Genomic DNA, 22,983 nt, shown 5'->3' with positions numbered 1-22,983 from the left:
GCGTGAGTGCATTCAATTTATTATATTATAGCACAGGATGAAACTTGCATTCAATTTGTAGATTCTTTTCCTTATGGACTGTCTGCGGCCGCAGAAGCAGCGGCACCGGAGAGGCCGGATATCTGGTCCTGAAGGCTTTGCTTGGCTGCGTCCAGCTCCTTATCGTCAATATATACATAGGGACTGCGCCAGGTTCCTGTCACCGGCACAAATTCTACATTCTCCTTAGATATATTCCAGTAAGTCGCTATCATGCTCTTGATCTGCGCATTCTCAATATCGCTTGCCAGATTATCGTCCACGGCATCCAGCACCTTGCCGATTTTGAGCACCCCGCCGAGTGACTGCATCTGCGCGATCAGCGAATTAAGAACTTCATTCTGGCGTTTATTGCGGTCAAAATCATCGGAAGGCTTCGTTGCCGGACTGCAATTGGATTTACGGTAACGTACATAATCAAGCGCCTTATCCCCGTTTAGCTGGGCTTGGCCTTTCTTGAGATTAATATCGGTTCCGTCCACACTGTCCGTGTAGCACATATTCTCGCTGATATTGACATCTACACCGCCGAATTCATCCACGATATCCCGGAAGCCCTGGAAATCAAGCACAGTGACATAATCGACCTGAATATCGAGATATTTGCTCATCATGGTCTTCATTTCATCCCCGGCCAGAATCCCGGAGGTCTTCTCCTTGCTCTTGAAGCGGGAGTAGAACGCATTGATTTTCGTTTTCTTATAGCCGCTAAGCTCTACGTAAGTGTCGCGCGGCAGTGAGACTACGGTCGCCGATTGGGTCTCCGGGTTCAACGCCGCAACCATAATCACATCCGTCAGATTGGACGGGTGCTTCGGACGGTTGTCAGTGCCTAGCAGCAGCATCGTCAGCGGCTTCTCTGAAGCGGATTGCCCGGCCTGAACCGGCTGGTCCACTCCGAACCCTCCCTGATCAAACTTCCAGTACAAGTACCCTGCGTAGCCCAGAGCCGCAATTACGGCAACCAGGAGGATGATCAGGAGCAGTCTCATCAGCTTGGCGAAAAACCCGCGTTTCTTAGGCTTCTTCTTATTAGATTTGGTTGAGTTGGTTGATTTCTTTGATTTGGTCGAGGCAGCGGGTCTGGATTGCTGTCTGTTGGTTCCTTGCTGGCCGTTCGATCTGGGTGGCAGACTGCCCTTGCTTGTATTCATAATTGAATTAGGTCCTTTTCATTCAGGTAGAATTAGATAACTTTATAATAACTTAGACGATCCTGAGCACTAAAAGTTGCGCCTAGTGCCGTTTCGCCGCAGCTGCAGCTTTCCGCTTCTGCCGGGCCTCTACCAGGTAGCGGACCCGCACGAGCAGCATTAACCCTACCGCCACCAGCAGGCACTGGATGATCGGAAGCTTGTCATGCTGGAAGATGAGCAGCATCCCCGAGCCTATAGCCATCATAATATAAAGTACGATCTCTTTGCCGATGGGCAGCTTCTGGTTGACGCGAAATACACGGTTATACACATAAGTCAGTAGAATAAAGATGACAATGTAAGCGACAATTGGATGCTCAGCGAACCAGCTCTGCACAGCTCGTCACTCCTCCCGGATATAAGTATCGTTTACATTATATCATCCTCAGCGTTTTTATACTGCTTTTAATCCCTGCAATTTGAACGGTCTTCTGTCCGGGAAAATAAACAAGAAAAGCCGCCGGATTCTTCATCCGGCGGCTTGAATGGGTGACAGCTTACGCTTGGCTGGCTTGCGCCGCTTTACGCTGCTTCTCTACACGTTCGCGCTCACCCTTGTTCAGGATCTTTTTGCGCAGACGAACGGATTTAGGTGTAATTTCGCAATATTCATCATCATTCAGGTATTCAAGCGCGCCTTCCAGAGAGAACATACGCGGGGTCTTCATTTTAACAGTCTCATCCTTCGTTGCAGAACGAACGTTGGTCAGCTGTTTTTCCTTGCAGATATTTACAATGATGTCATTATCGCGGGTGTGCTCACCTACGATCATGCCTTCATAAATTTCAGTTCCTGGTTCCAGGAAGAGAATACCGCGGTCTTCTACGCCCATCATGCCATATAGAGTCGTATTGCCGGTTTCACTGGATACGAGTACGCCTTGGTGACGTCCGCCAACCTGTCCGCCAATCAGTGGAGCATAGCTGTCAAACGCATGGTTCATAACGCCATAACCGCGGGTCAGGGTCAGGAAGTAGGTGTTGTAACCAATCAGGCCACGTGCAGGAATCAGGAACTCCAGACGAACCTGGCCAGTACCATGATTGATCATGTTGACCATTTCTGCTTTGCGTGTTCCCAGACTTTCCATAACAGCGCCCATGCTTTCTTCCGGAACATCAATCATCAGGCGTTCAAGCGGCTCCATCTTGGCTCCGTCGATTTCCTTGACGATAACTTCAGGCTTGGAAACCTGCATTTCGTAACCTTCACGGCGCATATTCTCGATCAGGATACCCAGGTGAAGCTCACCACGGCCGGATACGACAAATGCATCAGGGGAATCCGTTTCATCTACACGCAAGCTGACATCTGTTTCCAGCTCTTTGAACAGACGTTCGCGCAGCTTACGGGAAGTTACCCACTTGCCTTCTTTACCGGCAAACGGACTGTTGTTCACGAGGAACGTCATTTGCATTGTAGGCTCGTCGATCTTAAGAACAGGCAGCGCTTCTGGATGCTGCGGATCGGCAATGGTCTCACCGATGTTGATGTCTTTGATACCGGCAATTGCTACGATGTCGCCTGCACCCGCTTCTTCTGTCTCAACACGCTTCAGGCCCTGGAAACCGAACAGCTTCTCGATACGCGCTGTTTTGCTCTTGCCGTCACGCATGATAACAGTTACGGACTGGCCCTGCTTGATTACACCGCGGTTAACACGGCCAATGGCGATACGGCCAAGGTATTCATTGTAATCCATCAGAGTTACCAGGAACTGCAGGGGCTCTTCAACTTTTTCAGTTGGAGCCGGGATATGTTCAACAATGGTTTCGTAAAGGGCAAGCATCGTTTCATCCTGCTTCTCAGGGTCCATGCTCGATGTGCCGTTAAGCGCAGAAGCATATACAACCGGGAATTCAAGCTGATCGTCACTGGCTTCAAGCTCAATGAACAGATCCAGAACTTCATCAATAACTTCCTTCGGACGTGCAGCCGGACGGTCAATTTTGTTCACGACAACGATAGGTGTAAGGTGCTGCTCCAGTGCTTTGCGCAGAACGAATTTAGTCTGCGGCATGCAGCCTTCATAAGCATCCACAACCAGCAGTACGCCGTCAACCATCTTCATGATACGTTCTACTTCACCGCCGAAATCGGCGTGTCCAGGGGTATCTACGATGTTGATCAGGAACTCTTTATAGGTAATTGCTGTATTTTTGGCTAGGATAGTGATTCCGCGTTCCCGCTCCAGGTCGTTAGAGTCCATGGCCCGTTCCTGCAAGTGCTCGTGCGCGCTGAAAATCCCTGATTGCTGGAGAAGCTGATCGACGAGTGTTGTTTTACCATGGTCAACGTGGGCAATGATCGCAATATTGCGAATATCTTTTCTTGAATGCATGATTTGTATCCAAATCCTCTCATTTATCAAATTAAAAATGTTTAAATTTATAGCATGTCACGGCAGTCTCACAAAAGAAGCGCCAGGCAGAAACCCGACGCTCCAACATATCCTTAATAGTATCGTGAAAGCACCATGAAAAGCAAGTCTTTTTCTGAAAAAAACGTTACCAACTTCGTTTAATTTTTCTAATTTTGCCTTGCGTTACATTCAGCGGTGCCCATTCCCTCAGTCTGTGCCGTTTGCCTGGCTGTCTTACCAGCCGCCGTTCCACTTCTTGCGCCCGCCCGGTCTGCCCCGGCCCAGCATCAGCCAGAGGCCTGCGGCAACCAGAACGGCACCCAGCAGATACAAGGCTCCGGTCCCGAGCAGGGTGAAGATGAACAACACAATGCTTAGCAGCCCAAGGATAACAGCGGTTGTTGTCAGTCCTCTGGTTCTGGCTGAAGAATACAGCGAATATTCATAAAGTCCGACCGCAATGCCCAGCAGCAGGATAGGCCACAAATGCCTCATCAGGTCCCAGCCCCATGTATTGCATAGTCCAAATAGCAGACCGTATACCGTTAATATGCCCGCAGGTATCAATACAGATGCAGAAGCACGGCGGGTGAAGAAGAGCACATGCAGGAACAGGCCCGGAACCAGAATTACGAGCGGCCACAAGGCATGTCCAAGAAATCCGAACACCCCCAGCTTCCCGAACAGAATCACAATGCCGGCGGCGGCGATGAACACACCCAGTTTCATGTCGTTTTTGGAAGACATCTTTCACCCATCCCTTCAAAATTCGCGTCTTTTCTCTGACCCTCGTCATTTTATATTTTATCTGAAAAATAATTAAAACACCATCATTCTTCGTGTATTCGGGGGAATTGCACAAAAAAGCTGCACCAAAGCTTTCCAGCTTTTGGCACAGCCTCTAGTATTGCCGCTTCTTATCCTGCAGATACCATCCTCCGCTTAAGCATACCTGTTACTACGACAAGAATCCCCAGCACCATCGGCAGCATGGAGTGGAATGTAGGCAGCATGAAGGAAATGACCGCACCAAATTTAGCATCCTGCAGCAGCATATTACCGGCCGTATACGCCAGAATATAGGCTCCGATGAAGACCAGCACCGGGAAACGGTGCAGCCAGCCCACGATGATGCCGCTTCCCCAGACCACAATCGGAATGCTGATGGCAATCCCGATTACGATGAGTGCCAGATCTCCTTTGGCCAAGCCTGCAATCGCCAGCACATTGTCCAGACTCATGATGAAATCGGCGAGCAGAATGGTGCGTACCGACTTCCATACACTGGAGCTCCCCTCAATCTTAAGTTCCCCCTCCTCCTCCAGCAGCAGCTTAAAGGAGATCCAGAGCAGCAGTATCGCGCCTCCGGCTTCAATATAAGGAATTTTGAGCAGCAGCACTGCGGCAAAAGTCAGGATGCAGCGCAGACCCACTGCCCCTGCAGCTCCCCACCATACCGCTTGCCTGCGGTGCTTCTCCGGGAGATTCTTGCTGGCCATCGCAATGACCATCGCGTTGTCTCCGCTCAGCACCAGATTGATCATCAGTATTTCACCCAGCAGCAATAAAGAATCCATTCTTTTCAACCTCCCTGAACTCCATGTAAATACATGTATGCCTCAGGGTGACAAGCTATGCATCCTGTCCTGCTTTTTTAGAAACTACGCATGAGCGGGGCTGTTTCAGCGTATACAAAATTATAGCCTGCCTGCCGTATGTCAAAAAAGCCCGTATATCTTCCAAACAAATTCGAGGAGTGACCCCTATTGAATCCATCCGTTACGGATTTCATACTATCCCTGCTGAATATTGTCTTCCTCGATCTGATTCTGGCCGGTGATAATGCCATAGTGATCGGCCTGGCCGCGCGGAACCTGCAGGGAAGTTCGCAGAAGAAGGCAATTCTGCTGGGCACAGGGGGCGCCGTGGTACTGCGGATTATCGCGACGATCCTTGTCGTGTGGCTGCTCAAAGTGCCCTGGCTGCTGCTATTCGGCGGACTGCTGCTTATTATGATCGCCTACAGGCTGCTGACGGGGGGGAATACGGAGGACACGGACATACAGGCCGGAGGAACACTGTGGTCGGCCGTACGGACGATCATTGTCGCAGATGCGGCGATGGGGCTGGATAATGTTATCGCGATCGCCGGGGCAGCCAAACACAATATTACGCTTGTGGTGCTCGGGCTGCTGATCAGTGTGCCGATTGTGGTCTGGGGCAGCACGCTGTTCATCAAGCTGATCAATAGATATTCCTGGATCATCTATATCGGCTCAGCCGTGCTTGGGTTCACGGCCGCAAGTATGATTACCAGTGAGAAGCGGATTGCCCCCTTCTTCGAACAGCAGCCGCTGCTCCATTATCTGTTTATTGCTCTGGTGATTGCAGGCATCCTTGCCGCCGGCCTCTGGCAGCGCCACCGCGCACAGGGCAGGATTCCGCATAGCGGCAATTCTACCCGGTAATGCATATACCGCCATATATCAGAAAGAGGTTCCCCGGCCAACCAGTATTACCGGCTGCAGGGCACCTCTTCTTCAGCTATTCTAGAACCATTCTTCCTGTAAACCTGCCTGTACAGGGATCACATCGCTCGGCTTCTCATCACCGTATGGTGTAATCGATACCGTCTCTGTTCCGGCAACCGCCGCTTCCAGGAGTGTCTGGTACCCGGGCAGCGTGGCTTCAATCTTGTCCACAATCCGCATGTTCGGATTCGTCGTCGGAGACTTGGGCACGAACAGCGTACAGCAATCTTCATAAGGAAGGATGGACAAGTCATAGGTGCCGATACTCTGGGAGATTCCGACAATCTCACTCTTATCCATCATCACCAGCGGACGCAGCAGCGGCAGCTCAGTGGCACGGCCAATGACATTCATGCTTGGCAGCGTCTGGCTGGCGACCTGCCCCAGACTGTCACCGGTGATCAGGGCCAGCGCCCCTTCGCGTTCAGCGAGAGCGGTGGCAATCCGCAGCATGGCCCGGCGCATTAGTGTAATAATCAGATTATCCTGGCCAATTCCGGTAAAGGAGGTCTGGACCTCCGTGAACGGAACCAGGTGGAGCTTGATCACTCCGGCATAACGCGACAGTACCCGCGTCAGATCTACAACCTTCTGACGGGCAAGCTCGCTGGTATACGGGTAGCTGTAGAAATGGACACATTCCACTTCAAGTCCTCTGCGCATGGATGACCAGCCCGCAACCGGGCTGTCAATGCCGCCGGACAGCAGCAGCATTGCTTTGCCGTTCGTACCGAGCGGGAACCCGCCGACACCGGCAATATTCTCGCAGAAAATATAGGTATGCCCTTCACGAATCTCAATTCTCAGCTCCATCTGCGGAGATTTCACATCCACAAGCAGCCCGGGATATCCCTGCAGCAGAGGAGTGGCAATAAGCTTGCCCATCTCAATGGAGCCATATGGAAATCCCTTCCATACCCGGCGGGCACTAACCTTGAAGGTCGTTCCTGCTGCCGGGGCAATAATATTCAGGAATGTCCTGCTGGCTGCAAGAATCTCTTCAAATTCCGACCGGGACACCTTCACCGGGCTAATTGAAGCAATGCCGAATACATTCTTCAGTGCATCCGTTAACTCTCCCGCCGGCTCACCGTTCAGTTCGACATATATCCGCCCGAATTCTTTGCTGAGCACCACACCGGGATAGGGTTTAACCATCTCCTTCACATGACGGAGCACTGTTTTTTCGAACCGGCTGCGGTTTTTTCCTTTTAAGATAAATTCTCCAAAGCGCAGCAGAAGCATATCCGCATATTCAATGCTGCTTCCAATCCCCGCAGCGTTTGCTCCGTGGTCTGACTCTATAATTGTCATTTGTTATTTCACGCCTCCTTCAGCAATCTTCAAAGACTGGACAGCGGCAAGCAGCGCCTGCTCCAGCTGCTGCACCTCCTGCTTCGTATGGCTGTCACCCAGACTGATACGGATGCCGCCAAGCGCAGCAGCCCGGTCTCTCCTGATGGACAGCAGCACCCGGCTCGGTTCGGCCAGCCGTGACGAACAGGCGGAGCGGGTGGCAACAGCCATTCCCAGTTCCTCCAGCTTCCTGGCCATAACCTCCCCCTTCATTCCGGGGTAAGAGAAATGGACAATATGAGGCGCCCCGTCTCCGCTGCTGTTCAGCACAAGCTCCGGAATTCCGGATATATAATCCTCCAGCTGTTTTTTTAGCGGCGTAATCCGGCGGGTGAATTCCTGCCGCCGTTCGCCGCTCATGCGCACCGCCTTAGCTGTGGCTACAATATTCGGCACATTCTCTGTTCCGGCGCGGTTGCCCATCTCCTGTGAACCTCCGGTAAGCAGAGGGAACAAGGTTACGCCTTCCCGTACATACAGGATTCCTGTTCCGCGCGGGCCGCGGATTTTGTGCGCTGACAAGCTGTACAGATCCGCCTGCCATTCCTTCAGCCGGGTCTCCAGCTTGCCATAGCCCTGCACCCCATCGACATGAAACAGTGTCCGGCGGTTCACCGCCTTGACCTGCCGTCCGATCTCACGCAGCGGCTGCACCGTGCCAATCTCATTATTCACATGCATTACACTGACCAGTACGGTATCCGGCCGGACCGCAGCTGCAACCCGCGAGGGTTCGACGACTCCGGAGCTGTCCGGTGCAATAAAGGTAATCTCCCAGCCAAGCTGCTGCAGCTGAAGACAGCTCTCATAGACTGAAGGATGCTCCAGCTCGGTAGTTATTATATGTCGGCCTCTGCCCTGATATTGCAGCGCCGCCCCTTTGATTGCCAGGTTATTGCTCTCAGTAGCTCCAGAGGTAAACACTATCTCCTGCGGCTGCACGCCAAGCGCTGCCGCACACACTTCCCGCGCACGCTTGATCAGCTTGTCCGCCTCCGCCCCCGCACGGTGCAGAGATGAGGGATTGGCAAAGTGCTGCCTCATGACTTGTTCCATAGTCTGCACTACCTCCTCATACGGCGGAGCAGCAGCGGCATAATCCCAATACAGCATATATCGGCGTTCTCCTTTGCTTATCGTTTCAGCATTCCCATTCTGCCAAGCATATACAGCTACGCCGTCCTTTATTGGATGGTAGCCTTTCAGCAAGAAAGAATAAGTATAGCAAAATTCATTCTTTATTTATATGTTGCAAAAAGGATCAAACGGGCTGCTGCCGCCGGAGCGGCTGGATGCAGATTCCGTTTGATCCTTTATATTATAACGCGTATTGCGCGCGGGCGCGTTCTATTTTGGCAATATAGGCCTGAGTTTCCTTCGGAAGCTCTGAGAGATTAGCCATCAGTTCGGCATCGTTGCTGACGCCAAGCTTATTAACGCGGCCTGGTCCGGCATTATAAGCGGCCAGTGCCATATTCTCCTCGCCATTGTAACGTTTGAGCTGGTAAGAAAGGTAGCGTACGCCTCCGTCAATGCTCTGGGCCGGGTCAAAGGGATCGGAGACACCCAGACCGTTCGCCGTTCCATCCATTAATTGCATCAGCCCTTTGGCCCCTGCAGAAGAAACAACATTAGGATTAAACGAGGATTCCGTATCAATTACAGCCTTGATCAAATCAACAGGAACGCCATATTTCGCGCTGGCCGTCTGGATCAGCTCTTCGTAATCTGTCGGCACCGTGTGCGTTATTTCCCCGGAAATGCCGTCATACGTTTCAGCTGTTCCACCAAGCTGCTGCCAGAGCAGATTACTTAGTGAAGAAGCATCCGTGAGTGAGGTTAAAGTGCTTCCGCTGCTGCCGCCGGTTGCGGATTGCAGGGCCGCCTGCTGTAGTAAAGCCGCGAATTCCGCTGCCGAAGAACCTGTTACTCCGGATGAAACCTTGCCGCTTCCGCCCTTCATGCTTGAACTCCTCAGATCAACCCATTTCAGTTGCCCGGTTCCGCTTGCTGCAGCGGGGTCGATTGCCATGCTCCCATTCCCTCTTTCATCATAAATCTATATAAACAAAATAAAGCATTCTATTTAAATTTGAAATACGGCTTTATTTTACAATTTATTTGCAGTAATTACTATATGCCAAACAGAAAAAACAGACCTCAGACCCGCATAGTTAGGTCTGAAAGCCTGTTTTGAAATCAAATTTCTGCATGCAGCTTACTCTAACGGGCAAAAGGAATTAAGACAAAATAACTTAAGGTAGAGACAATTCCCAGTCCCATGGACCAGGCGCCAGCAGTTTTTTGCCCCCTGGCATAGGCATAATACCCGAGCACTGCAGCAATAGGCCCCATAATTATTGACCAGATAAATAAGGAAACCACACCAAATCCGAGGCCAATATAGCCGATTGTCCGTTCATCGCTTTCCTTTACACTGCCGGTTGTACGTTCTGTTTCCCTGTTGGAGGTACTATGGACCTGCACGGGAAGCGGACTGATTTCAGCAGCATATTCCTCGTTATGACTTCTGTCCCGGCGGGGATAATCCACTCTGCGCGGACGCAAAATAATTTTCCTGCGTTCCGAACGGTCCACTTTGGGTTCATCATTCTGATTGTCCATAAGGGCCTCCTCTAGGCGTTCGGCTTGAACGTCAGACAACAGGTTGCGGATGAAGTTCCGGCATGGTCATGATGATTATTTGCCGTCAGCTCTTCAGCATATTCTTCCTTGAAATGGCTGCCTGCATGCTTGTCAATTTCAATAACAATTTCTTCGGCACGGCACAGGTTCTGTTCTCCCCAATAATGACAGTTGCTCACACTGCATCTCACAAGCGGTTTTGCGTTTGTCATAATGATCACCTCGGCTTCATTATGTCCTCTCCGCTTTACGGCTATGCGGCTGAATGGTTTCCAGCTGATGAATGGAGCCGTTCATATGTACATCCAATTGTGCACGCAAAAAAGACCGGGCTGTCATGTTGCTCATGACAAACCCGGTCCTTTACCTGAAACCGGCAGCTCCGGTATTACACCTGATTCTGCATCCGTTTCTCCGTTAAATAATCGTTCTCATAATAAGCCAGATCATCACGCAGCTCTTCATAGACCTTGGTAATCTCCATAATAATATCGCGTGCCGGACGGACCGGCTTCTTGCGGAAACGGATCGCATCCTGACCTGTGTAGGCATAGCGTCCATCTTCGGAGTAGCTTTCGTTCTTAGGATAGAAGAAGTTGTTCACTCCAAAATGATATACATTATATAGCGCTTTTTGCGCGAAGGCTTCATCAAAAGTGGCGCGGCGCAGAGCAACCCCAAGCTTCTCATAAGACATCTCCGAGAACACCAGCAGATGGCGGAGATCGGACAAGAACCCTTGATAGAAATGCAGTGTTTCTTCATCCTCTTCGGCAACCAGTTGCGGAAGCGCATGCTCGTTCAGGAACAGTTCCATTTTTCCGATTACGGATTTAAGTTTTTCTCTCGTCGATTCACACAATTTCTGCACATTAGCTGCTGACATGGCGATTGCTCCCCCTTATTAGTCCTTGCTTTGTAGTCGTTACGACATAATCATTTCGAGTAGTTCTATCTTGATAGTATCACAAAACTTCACCGGTCTCCACCCACCGCAGGTGAGGAGAGTCATCCCGGTCCGGCAGACCGGATACAAGCCCCGGAAAGCGCTTATTTTCTGATATTAACATAAAACCCTGTACGGCGGTATCCTTTTCTCCGATGCATAAAACCGGCCCTCTCTTCTAAACCTAACAGGTATTACAATGCCAGGAAGGAGCGGAAACCATGTCACGAAAAAATTTAACCGTCGCCGGTCTGGTCACTGCTGCGCTGACGGTGGTGCTGCTTACTTTTGCCCTGCGGCCGGAAGACAGCGCCATAAACGGTACCCTCAGACAAGCCTCTGTGCCGAATCCCTCTCAGGAGAAAACCATCAAGAAAACAGCCCTGGTACAGGATGTGAGTGCTACTGACCGCCTGAACCGCGTGGATGTAAGCAAACATCTTAGAACTATGCTCTCGGATACCCACGGCGCTTCGCCTGAGGATATCTCAGCATATGCCAGGAACTTACAGCAGGGACACGGTCATATCACCATGCTGATGCTGATTGATTTCCGCACGCAGAAGACAACTACCTATAAATCCTCTCTTCCGGAAGGAACGGACCAGGAGAACAAGCAGCTGCTCAAATACCTGAACACAGCCAAGTCGGCCATCAAGGGGCATCAAGCCTATGAGTCCCCGTCTTTTGTAATCGGCAGCAAGAAATATTATTTCGTGGCACAGCGTGACCAGGAGGGCCAGCTCGGTGTCATTGCCCTGATCAATCAGAAGATCCTTGACCGGGTAGCCCAGCACCAGCTAAAGAATCTCCGTCTGATCCCTTATCCTAAGGAAGGCAAGTACCGCGTAGAATCCGTTCATGCCGATACGCTGAAGGACCTCACTGTCAAGACAGGCCATGACAACGAGAATGCCAGCCACTACTACGAGAACGAGATCGTCGTCCGGTTCCGGAGCGGGCATCCTACAGCAGGCCAGCTCCAGACCATTGCCGCAGATATTCAGTGCAAGGAGCCGCGTAAGCTGGGGTATGCCTATATTTTCCGCTCAGAGAAGATGAACTATTCCCAGCTCAAAACCTACTTCGCTTATAAATGGCACCCGCAATATTCCGAGCCTCACTATATGTATTTAACCAATGATACTGTGAGCGAAAATACAGGAGCCAATGTTATAACGCCTAATGATCTGCTCTTCTCCACCTATCAGTGGAATCTGCCGGCCATTGAAACAGAGCTGGGCTGGAATCTGTCCAAAGGCAGCAAGGAAGTCGTTGTAGCCGTGGTAGATACCGGAGTTCAGGCGGACCATCCCGATCTGCAGGGCCAGCTGCTGGCCGGATATAATGCGATAACTAACGGTGGAGCGCCGGATGATGATGTCGGGCATGGCACGCATGTCTCAGGCATTATCGGAGCATTGACCAATAATGAGGAAGGTGTGGCCGGCATCAGCTGGTATAACAAGATCCTTCCGGTAAAAGCGCTCGACAACTCCGGGGCTGGCACCACTTATTCCGTTGCCGAAGGCATTATCTGGGCTGCCGACCATGGCGCCAAAGTGATTAATCTCAGCCTGGGCAATTATGCCGACTCCCAGTTCCTGCATGATGCCATCAAATATGCCTATGACCGCGACGTTGTCATTGTCTCCGCTTCCGGCAATGACAATACCGAACGGCCGGGCTACCCTGCCGCCTATGAGGAGGTAATTGCCGTGGCCGCAACCAATTCCACCGGAGGAAGAGCGTCTTTCTCCAATTACGGGGATTATATCGATGTGGCTGCACCCGGGGAGAGTATCGCCAGCACCTATCCTGATAATCAGTATGCGGCATTATCCGGCACCTCGATGGCCAGCCCTCATGTGGCAGCGCTCGCCGGGCTGGTACGCTCGCTGAACCCCGAGCTGACCAATAAGGAAGTAACCGAGCTGCTGACCTCAAATGCGGTGGATCTGGGTGATGCCGGACATGATAAATACTATGGCTGGGGTCAGGTAGATATCTACAAGACACTGCAGGCTGCCGGCGGAGGTCAGGTTCCCCTGCAGTTATTCCCCCAGCATGTCGGTAAACAGCTTAAATCCATGCAATGAGTTAGGCGCTTGTCCGCCTGGCCTGACGCGGGAAGGCTTATTGGCGGATTGAATGCAGATGCCGGTCCAGCAGGTGCAGGAACTGTCTGAGCCCGCGCTCCATGTCTTCTTGCGTAAGCTGCGAATAACAGAGCCGGATATGGCGGGAAGGCGTATCTCCGGCATAGCAGACATCTCCGGGTAGGAAGGATATCCCTTCCTGATCAGCCAGCGCGTGCAGCTTGTCAATCCCGGGGGATTCGGGCAGCTGCAGCCATAGGTTCAGGCCGCCCTCAGGCAGCGTCCAGCTGACTCCGGCCGGGGCATACTGCTTCAGAAGCATCGCCGCCGCTTCCTTGCGAAGGCGCAGGGCGGTCCGCAGCTTCGCCGCGTAAGCCTCATACCTACGGTCGATGAACGGCAATACCGCGCGCTGGGTCAGCAGCGGACTGCCCAGGTCACTCGACGACTTGGCGGCAATCAGCCTGGACAGGATATTGCCTTCAGCGGCAACGCAGGCGATCCGGCATCCGGGCGCGAGCACTTTGCTGAAGCTCTTCATATAGACTACATGCCCGGCGCCATCCATCGATTTGATCGACGGCGGGGGCGGCTGATGGAAATACAAATCACTGAACGGATCATCCTCCACAATGAGACAGCGGTAACTGCGGGCAAGCTCCAGCAGCCGCTGTCTTCTTGTTATGCTCATCGTAGCGCCGCTGGGATTCTGAAAGGTAGGGTTCGTATAGATGAGCTTCGGCGGTCTGCGGTCACACATTGCAGTAAGCCGGTCCACCCGCATCCCTTGCTCATCCATCGGAACGAAGATCATCTCTGCCCCCCGTCCGGCAAAAACATCAATGGCCCCCGTATAGCTGGGTGCCTCCAGATAGACGGTGTCCCCGGGACCGACAAAGGTCCGGGCCACCAGATCGATTCCCTGCTGCGAACCGCTGGTAATCATTAAGTCATTGGACCCAATCGCTATGCCCCGGCTCTGCAGATGCCTGCGCATCACCTCCCGCAGCTCCTGATCCCCCTGGAAATTCCCGTAGGAGGCCATCAGCTCCGGCTCTTCTTGTACCAGAGCCGCCATAGTGGCGCCAATCGGTTCAAGCGGAAGGAGGCTGCTGTGTATTGCTGCCAGATGGAAGGGATACTTCACTTCCGAATAATTGAAGTTGCGCCACAGCTGTGCCCGCGGCAGGTAGTCGTCATAACTGTCCTGCCATCCGGCTGAAGTATCGGGCAAATTCCGCTGCCGCTCCGCTACATAACAGCCTTTGCCCTGGCTGCAGACAATATGGCCGCGGGTTTCCAGATCAGCATAAGCCTTGCTGACGGTTACCTGGCTTACCTTCAAGGAGGAGGCCAGACCTCTTACGGAAGGCAGCTTACTCCCCGGCTGGAGAAGTCCGGAAGTGATCCGCTGGGCGATTGTCTCACTGATCTGCTGCGGCAGAGATTTAGTGCCGCTTCGGAGTAAATCAATACGCATCCCGTTTCCCCCTCACTGTTATATTTAACGCTTTACTGTTATACTGCTATACCGTTATGATACAACAAAATTCAGATTAGCGGGGAGCATGAACCATGAAGATCAATTATGCTGAGATGACGAACCACCTGGGGTCCTCAGCTGTTCGTGACATTCTCAAAATTACGCAGGGCAAAGATATTATCTCGCTGGCGGGCGGCCTGCCTGCTGAGGAGCTGTTCCCTGTAGAGGCTGTCCGCGATGCCTATAGCCGCGTACTCTCCAGCGATGTTTCAGCGCTGCAATACGGCTTAACCGAGGGATACCTTCCGTTGCGTGAAGCGGTCGCTGCAAGATTGGGACAGCAGGGCATTCAGGTGTCCGCACAGGAAATGCTCCTCACCACCGGTTCCCAGCAGGCTATAGATTTGCTCTGCAGAATACTTATTGATCCGGGTGATGCCGTACTGGTGGAAGCCCCGACTTACCTGGCTGCCCTGCAGGTGCTGGGCTCGTACCGCGCAGACATCCGCGTAGTGGACAGCGATGAACATGGCATGCTGCCTGAGCATCTCGAAGAACAGCTCCGTACGCACCGGCCTAAGCTCCTGTATGCCGTCCCTACGTTCAACAATCCCTCAGGTGCGACCTGGAGCAAAGAACGCCGTGAACAAGTTGTAGGGCTATGCAGGAAATACGGTGTGCTGATATTGGAGGACAATCCGTACGGCGAGATTGCCTTCGACGAGACACCGGGAGCATATCCGCCTGCGCTCGCCGCCATTGACAGAAGTATGGACGGGGATTCCTGTGTGGTCTACACTGGTACGTTCTCCAAAATCGTTGCACCCGGACTGCGCACCGGCTGGATCACCGGGCCCCTGGAACTGATTCGTGTCGTTGCCAAAGCCAAGCAGGCTGCCGATCTGCATTCCAGCGCCATTGATCAGCGCGCTCTGCATGAGCTTCTACAGAGTTTTGACCTTGAGGGCCATATCCGAGTGATCTCCCGTGAATATCAGTCACGGATGAAGCTGCTCTCGGCTGAGCTCTCCTCGCGGAACTGGGAGGGGGCCAGCTTCCTTGAGCCGCGCGGCGGCATGTTCCTGTGGCTGACCCTGCCCGGCCGCATCCATACCGCTGAGCTGCTCCCGCTCGCCGTAGAGCAAGGCGTCGCCTTCGTTCCCGGCGAGGTATTCTACTCCGCCCGGCCGCTGAAGAATGCGATGCGCCTCAACTTCACCCATACGCGGCCGGAGCTGTTGCCGCTTGCGGTGCAGCGGCTGGAGACAGCCATGTCCCGGTATGAGGAGCGTTTGCTTCCTATGTAGCCTTCCCCCGGATGTTACCTGTAACTGTATACAAAAGGCGGCCCCCTGAGGAGGCCGCCGTCTTAATGTCTGTATGTGTATTGAGTTACCGCACAGTGCTTATTCGTTGTCAGTTAGGAAAGTTTGCCGTAAGCCGGGTTCTGTGCTCGTTGTGGTTCAAACGGGAACTACCCTCCCACCATAAGCGACAATCATCTATCTAGGCCATACATTACTGCACAGCTCCAGCGACCAACCTAGACACGCCTCAGGCGAAGGCTGCTTCTTCCGGTTAGGGAAGACGCTGCGTCTCATTAGGTCTTGCTCCAGATGGGGTTTACCAGGAACGAAGTCACCAGCGTTCCTCGGGGTCTCTTACACCTCGGTTCCATCCTTGCCTGTGCTGCCCGAAAGCAGCCATCGGCGGTCCATTTCTGTGGCACTATCCTTCGGCTCGCGCCGACTGGACGTTATCCAGCATCCTGCCTTATGGAGCCCGGACTTTCCTCCCGCGGCGTTCTCACGCACACCGGCGATTGTCTGTCAAACTTTCCGGAACAACATTGTATATTATACAGACTTGGACCAGCGGACACAAGTGTAAATAATTGCAGCCCAGCAAGCTTAGAGGAAATTAAAAGGCTCGGTGTTCAGCTTGGAGGCATGCACCACAGTACTGCACTTATGCTCCGTCAGCTTACCGGCAAGAAATTCCGCTACTTTCTCCTTCATGATCTTCTCCGCGTTATGCCCGGGATCGATCAGTGCAATGCCTGCCAGGTGTGCATCCTGAGCCGTATGGTAATCGATATCACCGGTCACCAGCACATCCGCTCCTTTGAAGATGGCACTGCTGTAATACTTGGCACCGGACCCGCCCATCACAGCTGCCTTGCGGATAGGACGGTTCAGATCGCCGACAACCCGCACATGGCCGACATCCAGACCGCTCTTAACGGTCTCCACGAACTCTCCCAGCGTGGTCGGCTCCTTAAGCTTACCCACTCTTCCGAGGCCGAGGCTGCGGCCCTTGAGGTCCATGGAATAGAGATCATAAGCCACCTCTTCATACGGATGAGCCTTCAGCATCGCCTGCACAACTTTGTTCCGGATCGGATGCGGCACAATGGTCTCAATGCGGATCTCTTCAGCCCGCTCCAGCTTGCCTTGCTTGCCGATATAAGGGTCTGTCCCTTCCTGCGGAATGAAGGTGCCATAGCCTTCAATGTTGAAGCTGCAATGGCTGTAATTGCCGATCCAGCCCGCACCGGCATTCAGAATCGCATCCAGCACCTTCTGATGGTGATCCTTCGGCACAAATACAACGAGCTTGGACAATTGCTCCGTATGAATATCCTTGATCGGTGCACCGTTCTCAATCCCCAGCGCTTCCGCCATCCAGTCGTTCATTCCGCCTTCCGCCACATCCAGATTGGTATGGCTGATATAGACGGCAATGTCGTTTTTGATCAGCTTCTCATACAGCCGGCCCATGGGAGTATCTGTAAGAATGCCTTTGACCGGCCGGAAAATAATCGCGTGATGTGCGATGATCAGATTGCAGCCCTGGGCAATCGCTTCGTCCACGACACTGTCGTTAACATCCAGCGCGACCAGCACGCCTGTGATCTCTTTCTGCAGACTGCCCAGTTGAAGCCCGACATTATCCCATTCCTCCGCCAGATGCTTCGGTGCAAGCTGCTCCATATATCCTATTACAGTCTGTCCTTTGGCAAACATTCCAGCACCTCCGCTATCTGCTTGATCTGTGCGCTGATCTTACTGCGCTTCTCTTCTGCCGCCTCCAGCTCCGAACGCGATAATGAGGTCAGGATACCTTCCAGCTTAGAGATTTCCCCCTGCCACTTCGCCATGAACACTTCATTCGGCGCTTGCAGCAGCCAAGGGCCCATCTGCAGCAGCAGACCCTGATCAAGGGCCACCTTGCCGCCGGCGAGCGTTTGTTCCCGGTACAGCTGTTCATTCGTCCGGCCAGCTTCAGTGCCTTCAGGGACCGCTGTCAGGATCTCATAAGTTTTGCCGTCTTCCTCCAAAATATGCTCCGAGATCAGCACCCAGCCGTTACCAAGCAGCCAGCGGCGCAGAATATCCTCGCCCACATTGGGCTGCAGCGCAAGTGTCTTCACCCCTGCCAGCTTCCCCAGTTGCCGGCCGCGTTCAAGAATAGCAGCGATTAGCGATCCGCCCATGCCGGCAATTGTGATGCAGTCTGCTTCCCCCGGCTCCAGCACTTCCAGTCCGTCTCCACGCCGTACAGCAATCTGCTTGCTGAGGCCTGCTTCGGCTACACCTCTGCCTGCTGCTTCATACGGTCCCAGGTTCACTTCCCCGGCAATTGCCGACGGCACACGCCCGCTCATCACTGCAGCAACAGGCAGCAAGGCGTGATCTGAACCAATATCAGCAAGCCTGCTTCCTTCCGGCACCTGCTCCAGCAATCGCTGAAGCCGGTCTGATAATTTTACGTTGTTTACGTTATTCATGAGGCCACCCACGTTATCCATTTTTTTCTGAAGATGAACAGCAGCGCTAAGCCAACAGCGATCTTCAGTATTAATACAAGCGAAGTCCATTCCGGGAATCCCGATCTGAGCCACAGCGCATCGATTTCCGGCATCAGCCAGAGTGAAACGCCGACGCCCAGGTACACACCCGAGACCCCGCTAACCCGGTGATACAAAAGCCAGCTGAGCCAGATCATCAGCACACAGAGCGGAAGCCAGAGCAGTTCCAGCATGAGAATGGAAGCATCCGGCCTCGCCTGGCCGAAGAATCCCGCGTACAGCAGGGCCCAAAAGGCAAAACCGCAAAAATGAAGGAGTCCGATACGCAAAAAGAAGCCAAGTACACACCATAGAAGACCGCAGGCTGCAATCAGCAAAGGTCTCCAAAAGTCCGGATCCAGATCATGCAGAGCAATTAACCATAGCCCGAACCCAAGGGTTAACACGCTGCCGATTCCTGCCAGCACCAGACTGATCATCTTGTTGCGGTCCTGATAAATAGCAGAATAGCCATAACATACAATTAATACACAGAGCGCCGTGGCAAGTTGCAAAGGCCAGGGAAAAACGCTAAAATAAAGACTAATCAAGAAAATCAAGGAAATTATTCCAAAACCAAACAGCCATATTTTGATGCTTCCCTGTTGGAGATTCCGCAGCGACACCGGATTGCTATCCTTAATTTCTGCTTGATCATCATACAGGTTGGTCAGGAAGTCACAATATTGCTCCGGCAGCAGCTTGCTTCTTCTCCAGTACTGAATTTCTCTTAAAATAGTGTCACGTTTCTCCAAATTCAACGGCTCATCCCTCTTTCCAGATCCTGCCTCTGACCTGTTACATAACCCCCACACAGTGGGGCTTTAGCTTCGATGATGACTCAGGTACTTTGCGGGGACCCCCAGAATATACACAAAGGACCTCCTGCCACCGTGCAGCAGAAGGTCCGGCCTTATACGTCTATTCGAGGAAATCCTTCAACCGCTTACTGCGGCTCGGGTGACGCAGCTTGCGCAGTGCTTTGGCTTCAATCTGGCGGATACGCTCGCGGGTAACACCGAACACCTTACCCACTTCTTCGAGGGTTCTCGTCCGTCCGTCATCCAGTCCGAAGCGCAGGCGAAGCACGTTCTCTTCACGCTCGGTGAGCGTGTCCAGCACATCCTCCAGCTGTTCCTTCAGCAGCTCATAAGCCGCTGCATCCGCAGGCGCAAGCGCCTCCTGATCCTCAATGAAATCTCCCAGATGCGAATCATCTTCCTCACCGATTGGTGTTTCCAGTGATACCGGCTCTTGGGCAATCTTCATGATTTCCCGAACCTTCTCAACGGTCAGTTCCATCTCAGCCGCTATCTCTTCCGGCGAAGGCTCACGTCCCAGCTCCTGCAGCAATTGGCGGGAGACCCGGATCAATTTGTTGATGGTTTCCACCATGTGCACAGGAATACGGATCGTACGTGCCTGGTCGGCAATCGCGCGGGTAATCGCCTGACGAATCCACCAGGTAGCATAGGTACTGAATTTGAAGCCTTTATTGTGGTCAAATTTCTCAACGGCCTTGATCAGACCCATGTTGCCTTCCTGAATCAAGTCCAGGAACAGCATGCCGCGTCCGACATAACGTTTGGCGATACTGACTACGAGCCGCAGGTTCGCTTCAGCAAGTCTCCGCTTCGCTTCCTCGTCACCATTCTTGATTCTCATTGCCAGTTCCACTTCATCGTCAGCCGATAACAGCGGAACACGCCCGATTTCCTTCAGATACATCCGGACGGGGTCGTTGATCTTGATGCCCGGAGGCAGCGACAGATCATCGTCGAAGCTGAAATCATCGCTGTCTTTGTCCTCATTATCCTCACTTGGCCGGAGGCTGTTGACCTCTTCATCATTCTCATTCACAACTTCGATCCCCAGATCGCTCAGCTGCTCGTAGAATTCCTCCATCTGCTCGGGGTCTTGATCAAACGGCGATAATTTCTCCATAATATCTTTGTAGTTCAATGATGATCTTTTCTTACCATGATCAATAAGCTGGTCCTTAACCTGATCCAGAGTAAATTCCGCTTCCAGTTCAGTATGCTGATCGTTCGCCATAATTCGACTCCCTCCTCCCTAGGTACATCCTGTCAATGTCTCATTGTCTCTCTAGGGCTAAAATTTCACTTGCTATTTGTGCTGCACGCAAAAAGTCACCGGATTTTTCCGCCTGAATCATCTCTTCACGCTTGGGTTCTATTTTGCGCTGCAGAGGATACTTCTGCACTTCACGAATACAATCGTCCAGAACCTGGGTATTCCAGTCCGGAGGGGTATCCATCATGGAGATCGCCGTAGCAGTCTTCTCCAGACGGTCATCCTGAAGCGATGATAGAAACCGGCTGATGCCGGGTGGTTTGCCTTGCGCATAATAGGCATATAGATAAGCGGCAATTGCCGCATGATCATCAATATTGAACTCTTCCCCAAGGCGTTCGCCCACATAGGCCGCCGCTTCCGGATCTTGAATCATCAGTGATAAAAGGCGCCGTTCCGCAACATGGTAAGCAGGCAGCAGTGTAGGTGTCTGCACTTGCCCTTTTTTATGCCTACCATTATTCCACCTTTTGTCGTTATTATCCCCTTCGGGAATGTTTTTTTGCATGGACGCCCGAAGTAAATTGCAATCCTGCTTCAAGCTGTCATAGGACAGCTCCAGCTCGGAGGCGATTTCCCTCAGATATACCTCACGCTCCGTCGAAGAATGGAGTCCGGCAATAATCTCCAGAGCCTCCTTGACATAGGCAATTTTGCCGTCTTCCTCTAGGAGTATATGGTTTTTTTTCAGATATATAAGCTTAAATTTTATGGATGATACGGCGGAGTCAATCACCTGTTCCCTGAATCTGTCCCCGCCATGCCGGTTGATGAATTCATCGGGGTCCAGGCCGCTCGGGAGCAGCGCAACCTTAACTCTCAGCCCGCTTTCTTCGAGCAGCGGAATGGCCTTAAGTGCGGCAGCTTGTCCCGCCTTATCTCCGTCATAGGAGAGAACAATCTCATCCCCCAGGCTTTTCATCAGCGCCACATGGCCCTCGGTGAGCGATGTACCCATGGTCGCCACCCCGTTATGCACACCTGCATCCCAAGCCGAAATGACATCACCGTATCCCTCGAACAGGACGATTTGCCGCGTTTTGCGGATGGATGCTTTGGCCTGGTGCAAATTGTACAGGATCCGGCTTTTGTTGAATAACCGGCTCTCCGGGGAATTCAGGTATTTCGGCTGCCCCTCACCGAATATTCTTCCGGCAAAGGCGATGGTCTTGCCCATGCGGTTAGCAATCGGAAAAATGACCCGGCCGCGGAAACGGTCCAGATAACCCTTGCCTTCCCCCCGGGCAGACAGCAGTCCGCCCTTCTCCATCTCGGCGAGATCAAAGCTCCGTTTCTCCAGAAACTGCAGCAGTGTATCCCAACGGTCCGGCGCATAGCCAATTTGAAACTGGTCAATCATTCTATCGCTGAAACCCCGGGTTCTTAAATAATCCATGGCGGCTGTGCCGTATTCCGTGTTCTTCAGCAGATAATGATAATACTTCGCCGATAAATCATACGCCTGAATCAGCCGGTCCCGCTCTGGATCGGGTGGAGCGAGCGCTCCCCCTCTGCCCTCGGGCACGGGTATATCACTTTCTTCCGCCATTATTCTGACTGCTTCGGGAAAGGATAATCCTTCGATCTCCATCCTGAACTTGATGGCATTTCCGCCCATACCGCAGCCAAAGCAATGAAAAACTCCCCGGTCAGGGGTGACGGTGAAGGAAGGGGATTTCTCCGAATGGAACGGGCAGAGGCCCCATAAATATTTCCCCTGCTTGGACAAATGGACAACCTTACCGACTGTATCGACAATATCATGCCGCGCCAGCACGCTTTCGATAACCTCTTCCGGAATATTACCGTGTCCGCTAGCCACATTAGCCACCTTCATCTCTTAACAAATAAATATAATTCGCTACAGCTGTACATTCTCCTGCAAAAAAGTTAAAAGTTTTGTCAGTTTATGTTGAAAATAAATTTTTTCCTCTGCGGTAATCGCTTTTGGACCCTTGGAATAGTGGCCTCGCCTGCGTTCTACCGCCCGGGCATGCCTGCCCTCCAGCATAAAATCCATTTTGGAATCCTCATACTCCTGCCCCCGGTTCGAGAGCACCCTGCAGCGTTTGCCCAGCGCCAGCGCCGCAAGTCCATAATCCTGCGTAATTACGACATCTCCCGCAGAAATATGATTGGCGATATACAAATCGGCACTGTCAGCTCCCCGGTCCACCTGGACAACCGTGACACCTTCCTCAGCTTTGAGCACATGATCGTAAGAAGAAACCATCAGTACCGGTATGCCAAAGCTGCGGGCCACGGTATTAATCTCCTGTTTGACCGGACAAGCATCCCCATCAACGACGATCTTTCTTTCCTGGGACCTTACCATGATTCTCACCAAATTCCCGTGTAATATATATACGCTCCGCTTGGC

General features: G+C 52.4%; 21 protein-coding genes and 1 other RNA gene. 3 read left to right on the top strand and 19 right to left on the bottom strand.

Annotated elements, in window-relative coordinates; all coding sequences use genetic code 11:
* Positions 1–71 precede the first annotated feature (71 nt).
* From NYE33_RS12535 to NYE33_RS12515, 5 genes are all read right to left on the bottom strand, one after another.
* Positions 72–1,193 (bottom strand): LCP family protein, encoded by a 1,122-nt coding sequence (locus tag NYE33_RS12535; protein ID WP_076244064.1) that lies wholly within the window; start codon positions 1,191–1,193, stop codon positions 72–74.
* An 82-nt stretch (positions 1,194–1,275) separates the two neighbouring features.
* Positions 1,276–1,572: a YlaH-like family protein gene (locus tag NYE33_RS12530; protein WP_042139406.1), complete on the bottom strand. Its 297-nt coding sequence runs from the start codon at positions 1,570–1,572 to the stop codon at positions 1,276–1,278.
* Positions 1,573–1,732: 160 nt separating this feature from the next.
* Positions 1,733–3,577, bottom strand: coding sequence for a translational GTPase TypA (gene typA, locus NYE33_RS12525; protein ID WP_039304185.1), 1,845 nt, complete (start codon positions 3,575–3,577; stop codon positions 1,733–1,735).
* 255 nt (positions 3,578–3,832) lie between these two features.
* Positions 3,833–4,345 carry a hypothetical protein gene (locus NYE33_RS12520; RefSeq protein ID WP_042139407.1) on the bottom strand — a complete coding sequence of 171 codons (513 nt, stop codon included), beginning with the start codon at positions 4,343–4,345 and terminating at the stop codon, positions 3,833–3,835.
* Positions 4,346–4,515: 170 nt separating this feature from the next.
* Positions 4,516–5,175: a TerC family protein gene (locus NYE33_RS12515; RefSeq protein WP_042139408.1), complete on the bottom strand. Its 660-nt coding sequence runs from the start codon at positions 5,173–5,175 to the stop codon at positions 4,516–4,518.
* Positions 5,176–5,364: 189 nt separating this feature from the next.
* Here NYE33_RS12515 and NYE33_RS12510 point away from each other — a divergent pair, with 189 nt between their 5' ends.
* Entirely contained in the window at positions 5,365–6,066 is a 702-nt protein-coding gene (locus NYE33_RS12510; RefSeq protein ID WP_039304177.1) for a TerC family protein, read from the top strand.
* An 81-nt stretch (positions 6,067–6,147) separates the two neighbouring features.
* Here NYE33_RS12510 and thiI read toward each other — a convergent pair whose 3' ends face one another.
* The 6 genes from thiI to NYE33_RS12480 all read right to left on the bottom strand — a co-directional run bounded on the left by thiI (position 6,148) and on the right by NYE33_RS12480 (position 11,017).
* On the bottom strand, positions 6,148–7,374 hold the full coding sequence (thiI, locus tag NYE33_RS12505) for a tRNA uracil 4-sulfurtransferase ThiI (protein ID WP_371916271.1): 1,227 nt from the start codon (positions 7,372–7,374) through the stop codon (positions 6,148–6,150).
* Between the two features lie 72 nt (positions 7,375–7,446).
* Positions 7,447–8,598: a cysteine desulfurase family protein gene (locus NYE33_RS12500; RefSeq protein ID WP_341065959.1), complete on the bottom strand. Its 1,152-nt coding sequence runs from the start codon at positions 8,596–8,598 to the stop codon at positions 7,447–7,449.
* 205 nt (positions 8,599–8,803) lie between these two features.
* The gene (locus NYE33_RS12495; RefSeq protein WP_042139411.1) at positions 8,804–9,517 is read right to left on the bottom strand and encodes a lytic transglycosylase domain-containing protein; all 714 of its coding nucleotides are present in this window, start codon (positions 9,515–9,517) and stop codon (positions 8,804–8,806) included.
* A 191-nt stretch (positions 9,518–9,708) separates the two neighbouring features.
* A complete protein-coding gene (locus tag NYE33_RS12490; protein WP_076244070.1) occupies positions 9,709–10,110 on the bottom strand; it encodes a hypothetical protein in 402 nt (133 codons plus the stop codon).
* Between the two features lie 11 nt (positions 10,111–10,121).
* Positions 10,122–10,343, bottom strand: a complete 222-nt coding sequence (locus NYE33_RS12485; protein WP_042141544.1) for a DUF1540 domain-containing protein — start codon at positions 10,341–10,343, stop codon at positions 10,122–10,124.
* A 176-nt stretch (positions 10,344–10,519) separates the two neighbouring features.
* On the bottom strand, positions 10,520–11,017 hold the full coding sequence (locus NYE33_RS12480) for a YpuI family protein (RefSeq protein ID WP_042139416.1): 498 nt from the start codon (positions 11,015–11,017) through the stop codon (positions 10,520–10,522).
* Between the two features lie 281 nt (positions 11,018–11,298).
* Here NYE33_RS12480 and NYE33_RS12475 point away from each other — a divergent pair, with 281 nt between their 5' ends.
* Complete coding sequence (locus NYE33_RS12475; protein ID WP_341065956.1) at positions 11,299–13,176, top strand: S8 family peptidase; 1,878 nt, start codon at positions 11,299–11,301, stop codon at positions 13,174–13,176.
* Positions 13,177–13,213: 37 nt separating this feature from the next.
* Here NYE33_RS12475 and pdxR read toward each other — a convergent pair whose 3' ends face one another.
* The gene (gene pdxR / locus NYE33_RS12470; protein ID WP_340943228.1) at positions 13,214–14,656 is read right to left on the bottom strand and encodes a MocR-like pyridoxine biosynthesis transcription factor PdxR; all 1,443 of its coding nucleotides are present in this window, start codon (positions 14,654–14,656) and stop codon (positions 13,214–13,216) included.
* A gap of 95 nt (positions 14,657–14,751) precedes the next feature.
* Between pdxR and NYE33_RS12465 the strand changes: the two genes are divergently transcribed.
* Positions 14,752–15,966, top strand: a complete 1,215-nt coding sequence (locus NYE33_RS12465) for an aminotransferase-like domain-containing protein (RefSeq protein ID WP_340943226.1) — start codon at positions 14,752–14,754, stop codon at positions 15,964–15,966.
* A 114-nt stretch (positions 15,967–16,080) separates the two neighbouring features.
* Here NYE33_RS12465 and rnpB read toward each other — a convergent pair.
* The 7 genes from rnpB to NYE33_RS12430 form a co-directional block, all read right to left on the bottom strand.
* Positions 16,081–16,497: RNase P RNA component class A (rnpB, locus tag NYE33_RS12460), an RNA gene on the bottom strand.
* Positions 16,498–16,569: 72 nt separating this feature from the next.
* Positions 16,570–17,685: a Nif3-like dinuclear metal center hexameric protein gene (locus NYE33_RS12455; protein WP_042139420.1), complete on the bottom strand. Its 1,116-nt coding sequence runs from the start codon at positions 17,683–17,685 to the stop codon at positions 16,570–16,572.
* Positions 17,661–18,449 carry a tRNA (adenine(22)-N(1))-methyltransferase gene (locus NYE33_RS12450; RefSeq protein WP_340943223.1) on the bottom strand — a complete coding sequence of 263 codons (789 nt, stop codon included), beginning with the start codon at positions 18,447–18,449 and terminating at the stop codon, positions 17,661–17,663. Before NYE33_RS12450 ends, NYE33_RS12455 begins: the two co-directional genes overlap by 25 nt.
* Positions 18,446–19,270 carry a hypothetical protein gene (locus NYE33_RS12445; RefSeq protein ID WP_076244084.1) on the bottom strand — a complete coding sequence of 275 codons (825 nt, stop codon included), beginning with the start codon at positions 19,268–19,270 and terminating at the stop codon, positions 18,446–18,448. The genes NYE33_RS12450 and NYE33_RS12445 overlap by 4 nt, the downstream gene beginning before the upstream one ends.
* A gap of 160 nt (positions 19,271–19,430) precedes the next feature.
* Positions 19,431–20,564 (bottom strand): RNA polymerase sigma factor RpoD, encoded by a 1,134-nt coding sequence (gene rpoD, locus NYE33_RS12440; RefSeq protein WP_039304147.1) that lies wholly within the window; start codon positions 20,562–20,564, stop codon positions 19,431–19,433.
* A 40-nt stretch (positions 20,565–20,604) separates the two neighbouring features.
* On the bottom strand, positions 20,605–22,440 hold the full coding sequence (gene dnaG, locus NYE33_RS12435; RefSeq protein WP_216626863.1) for a DNA primase: 1,836 nt from the start codon (positions 22,438–22,440) through the stop codon (positions 20,605–20,607).
* A gap of 24 nt (positions 22,441–22,464) precedes the next feature.
* Positions 22,465–22,938, bottom strand: a complete 474-nt coding sequence (locus NYE33_RS12430; protein ID WP_039304144.1) for a YaiI/YqxD family protein — start codon at positions 22,936–22,938, stop codon at positions 22,465–22,467.
* Positions 22,939–22,983: the final 45 nt, after the last annotated feature.

Source organism: Paenibacillus sp. FSL R10-2199 (genome assembly GCF_038000235.1).
Taxonomy (GTDB): Bacteria; Bacillota; Bacilli; order Paenibacillales; family Paenibacillaceae; genus Paenibacillus_AQ; species Paenibacillus_AQ phytohabitans.
Note: the sequence above shows the minus strand (reverse complement) of the source record. Positions and strands in the feature narration are given on the sequence as shown.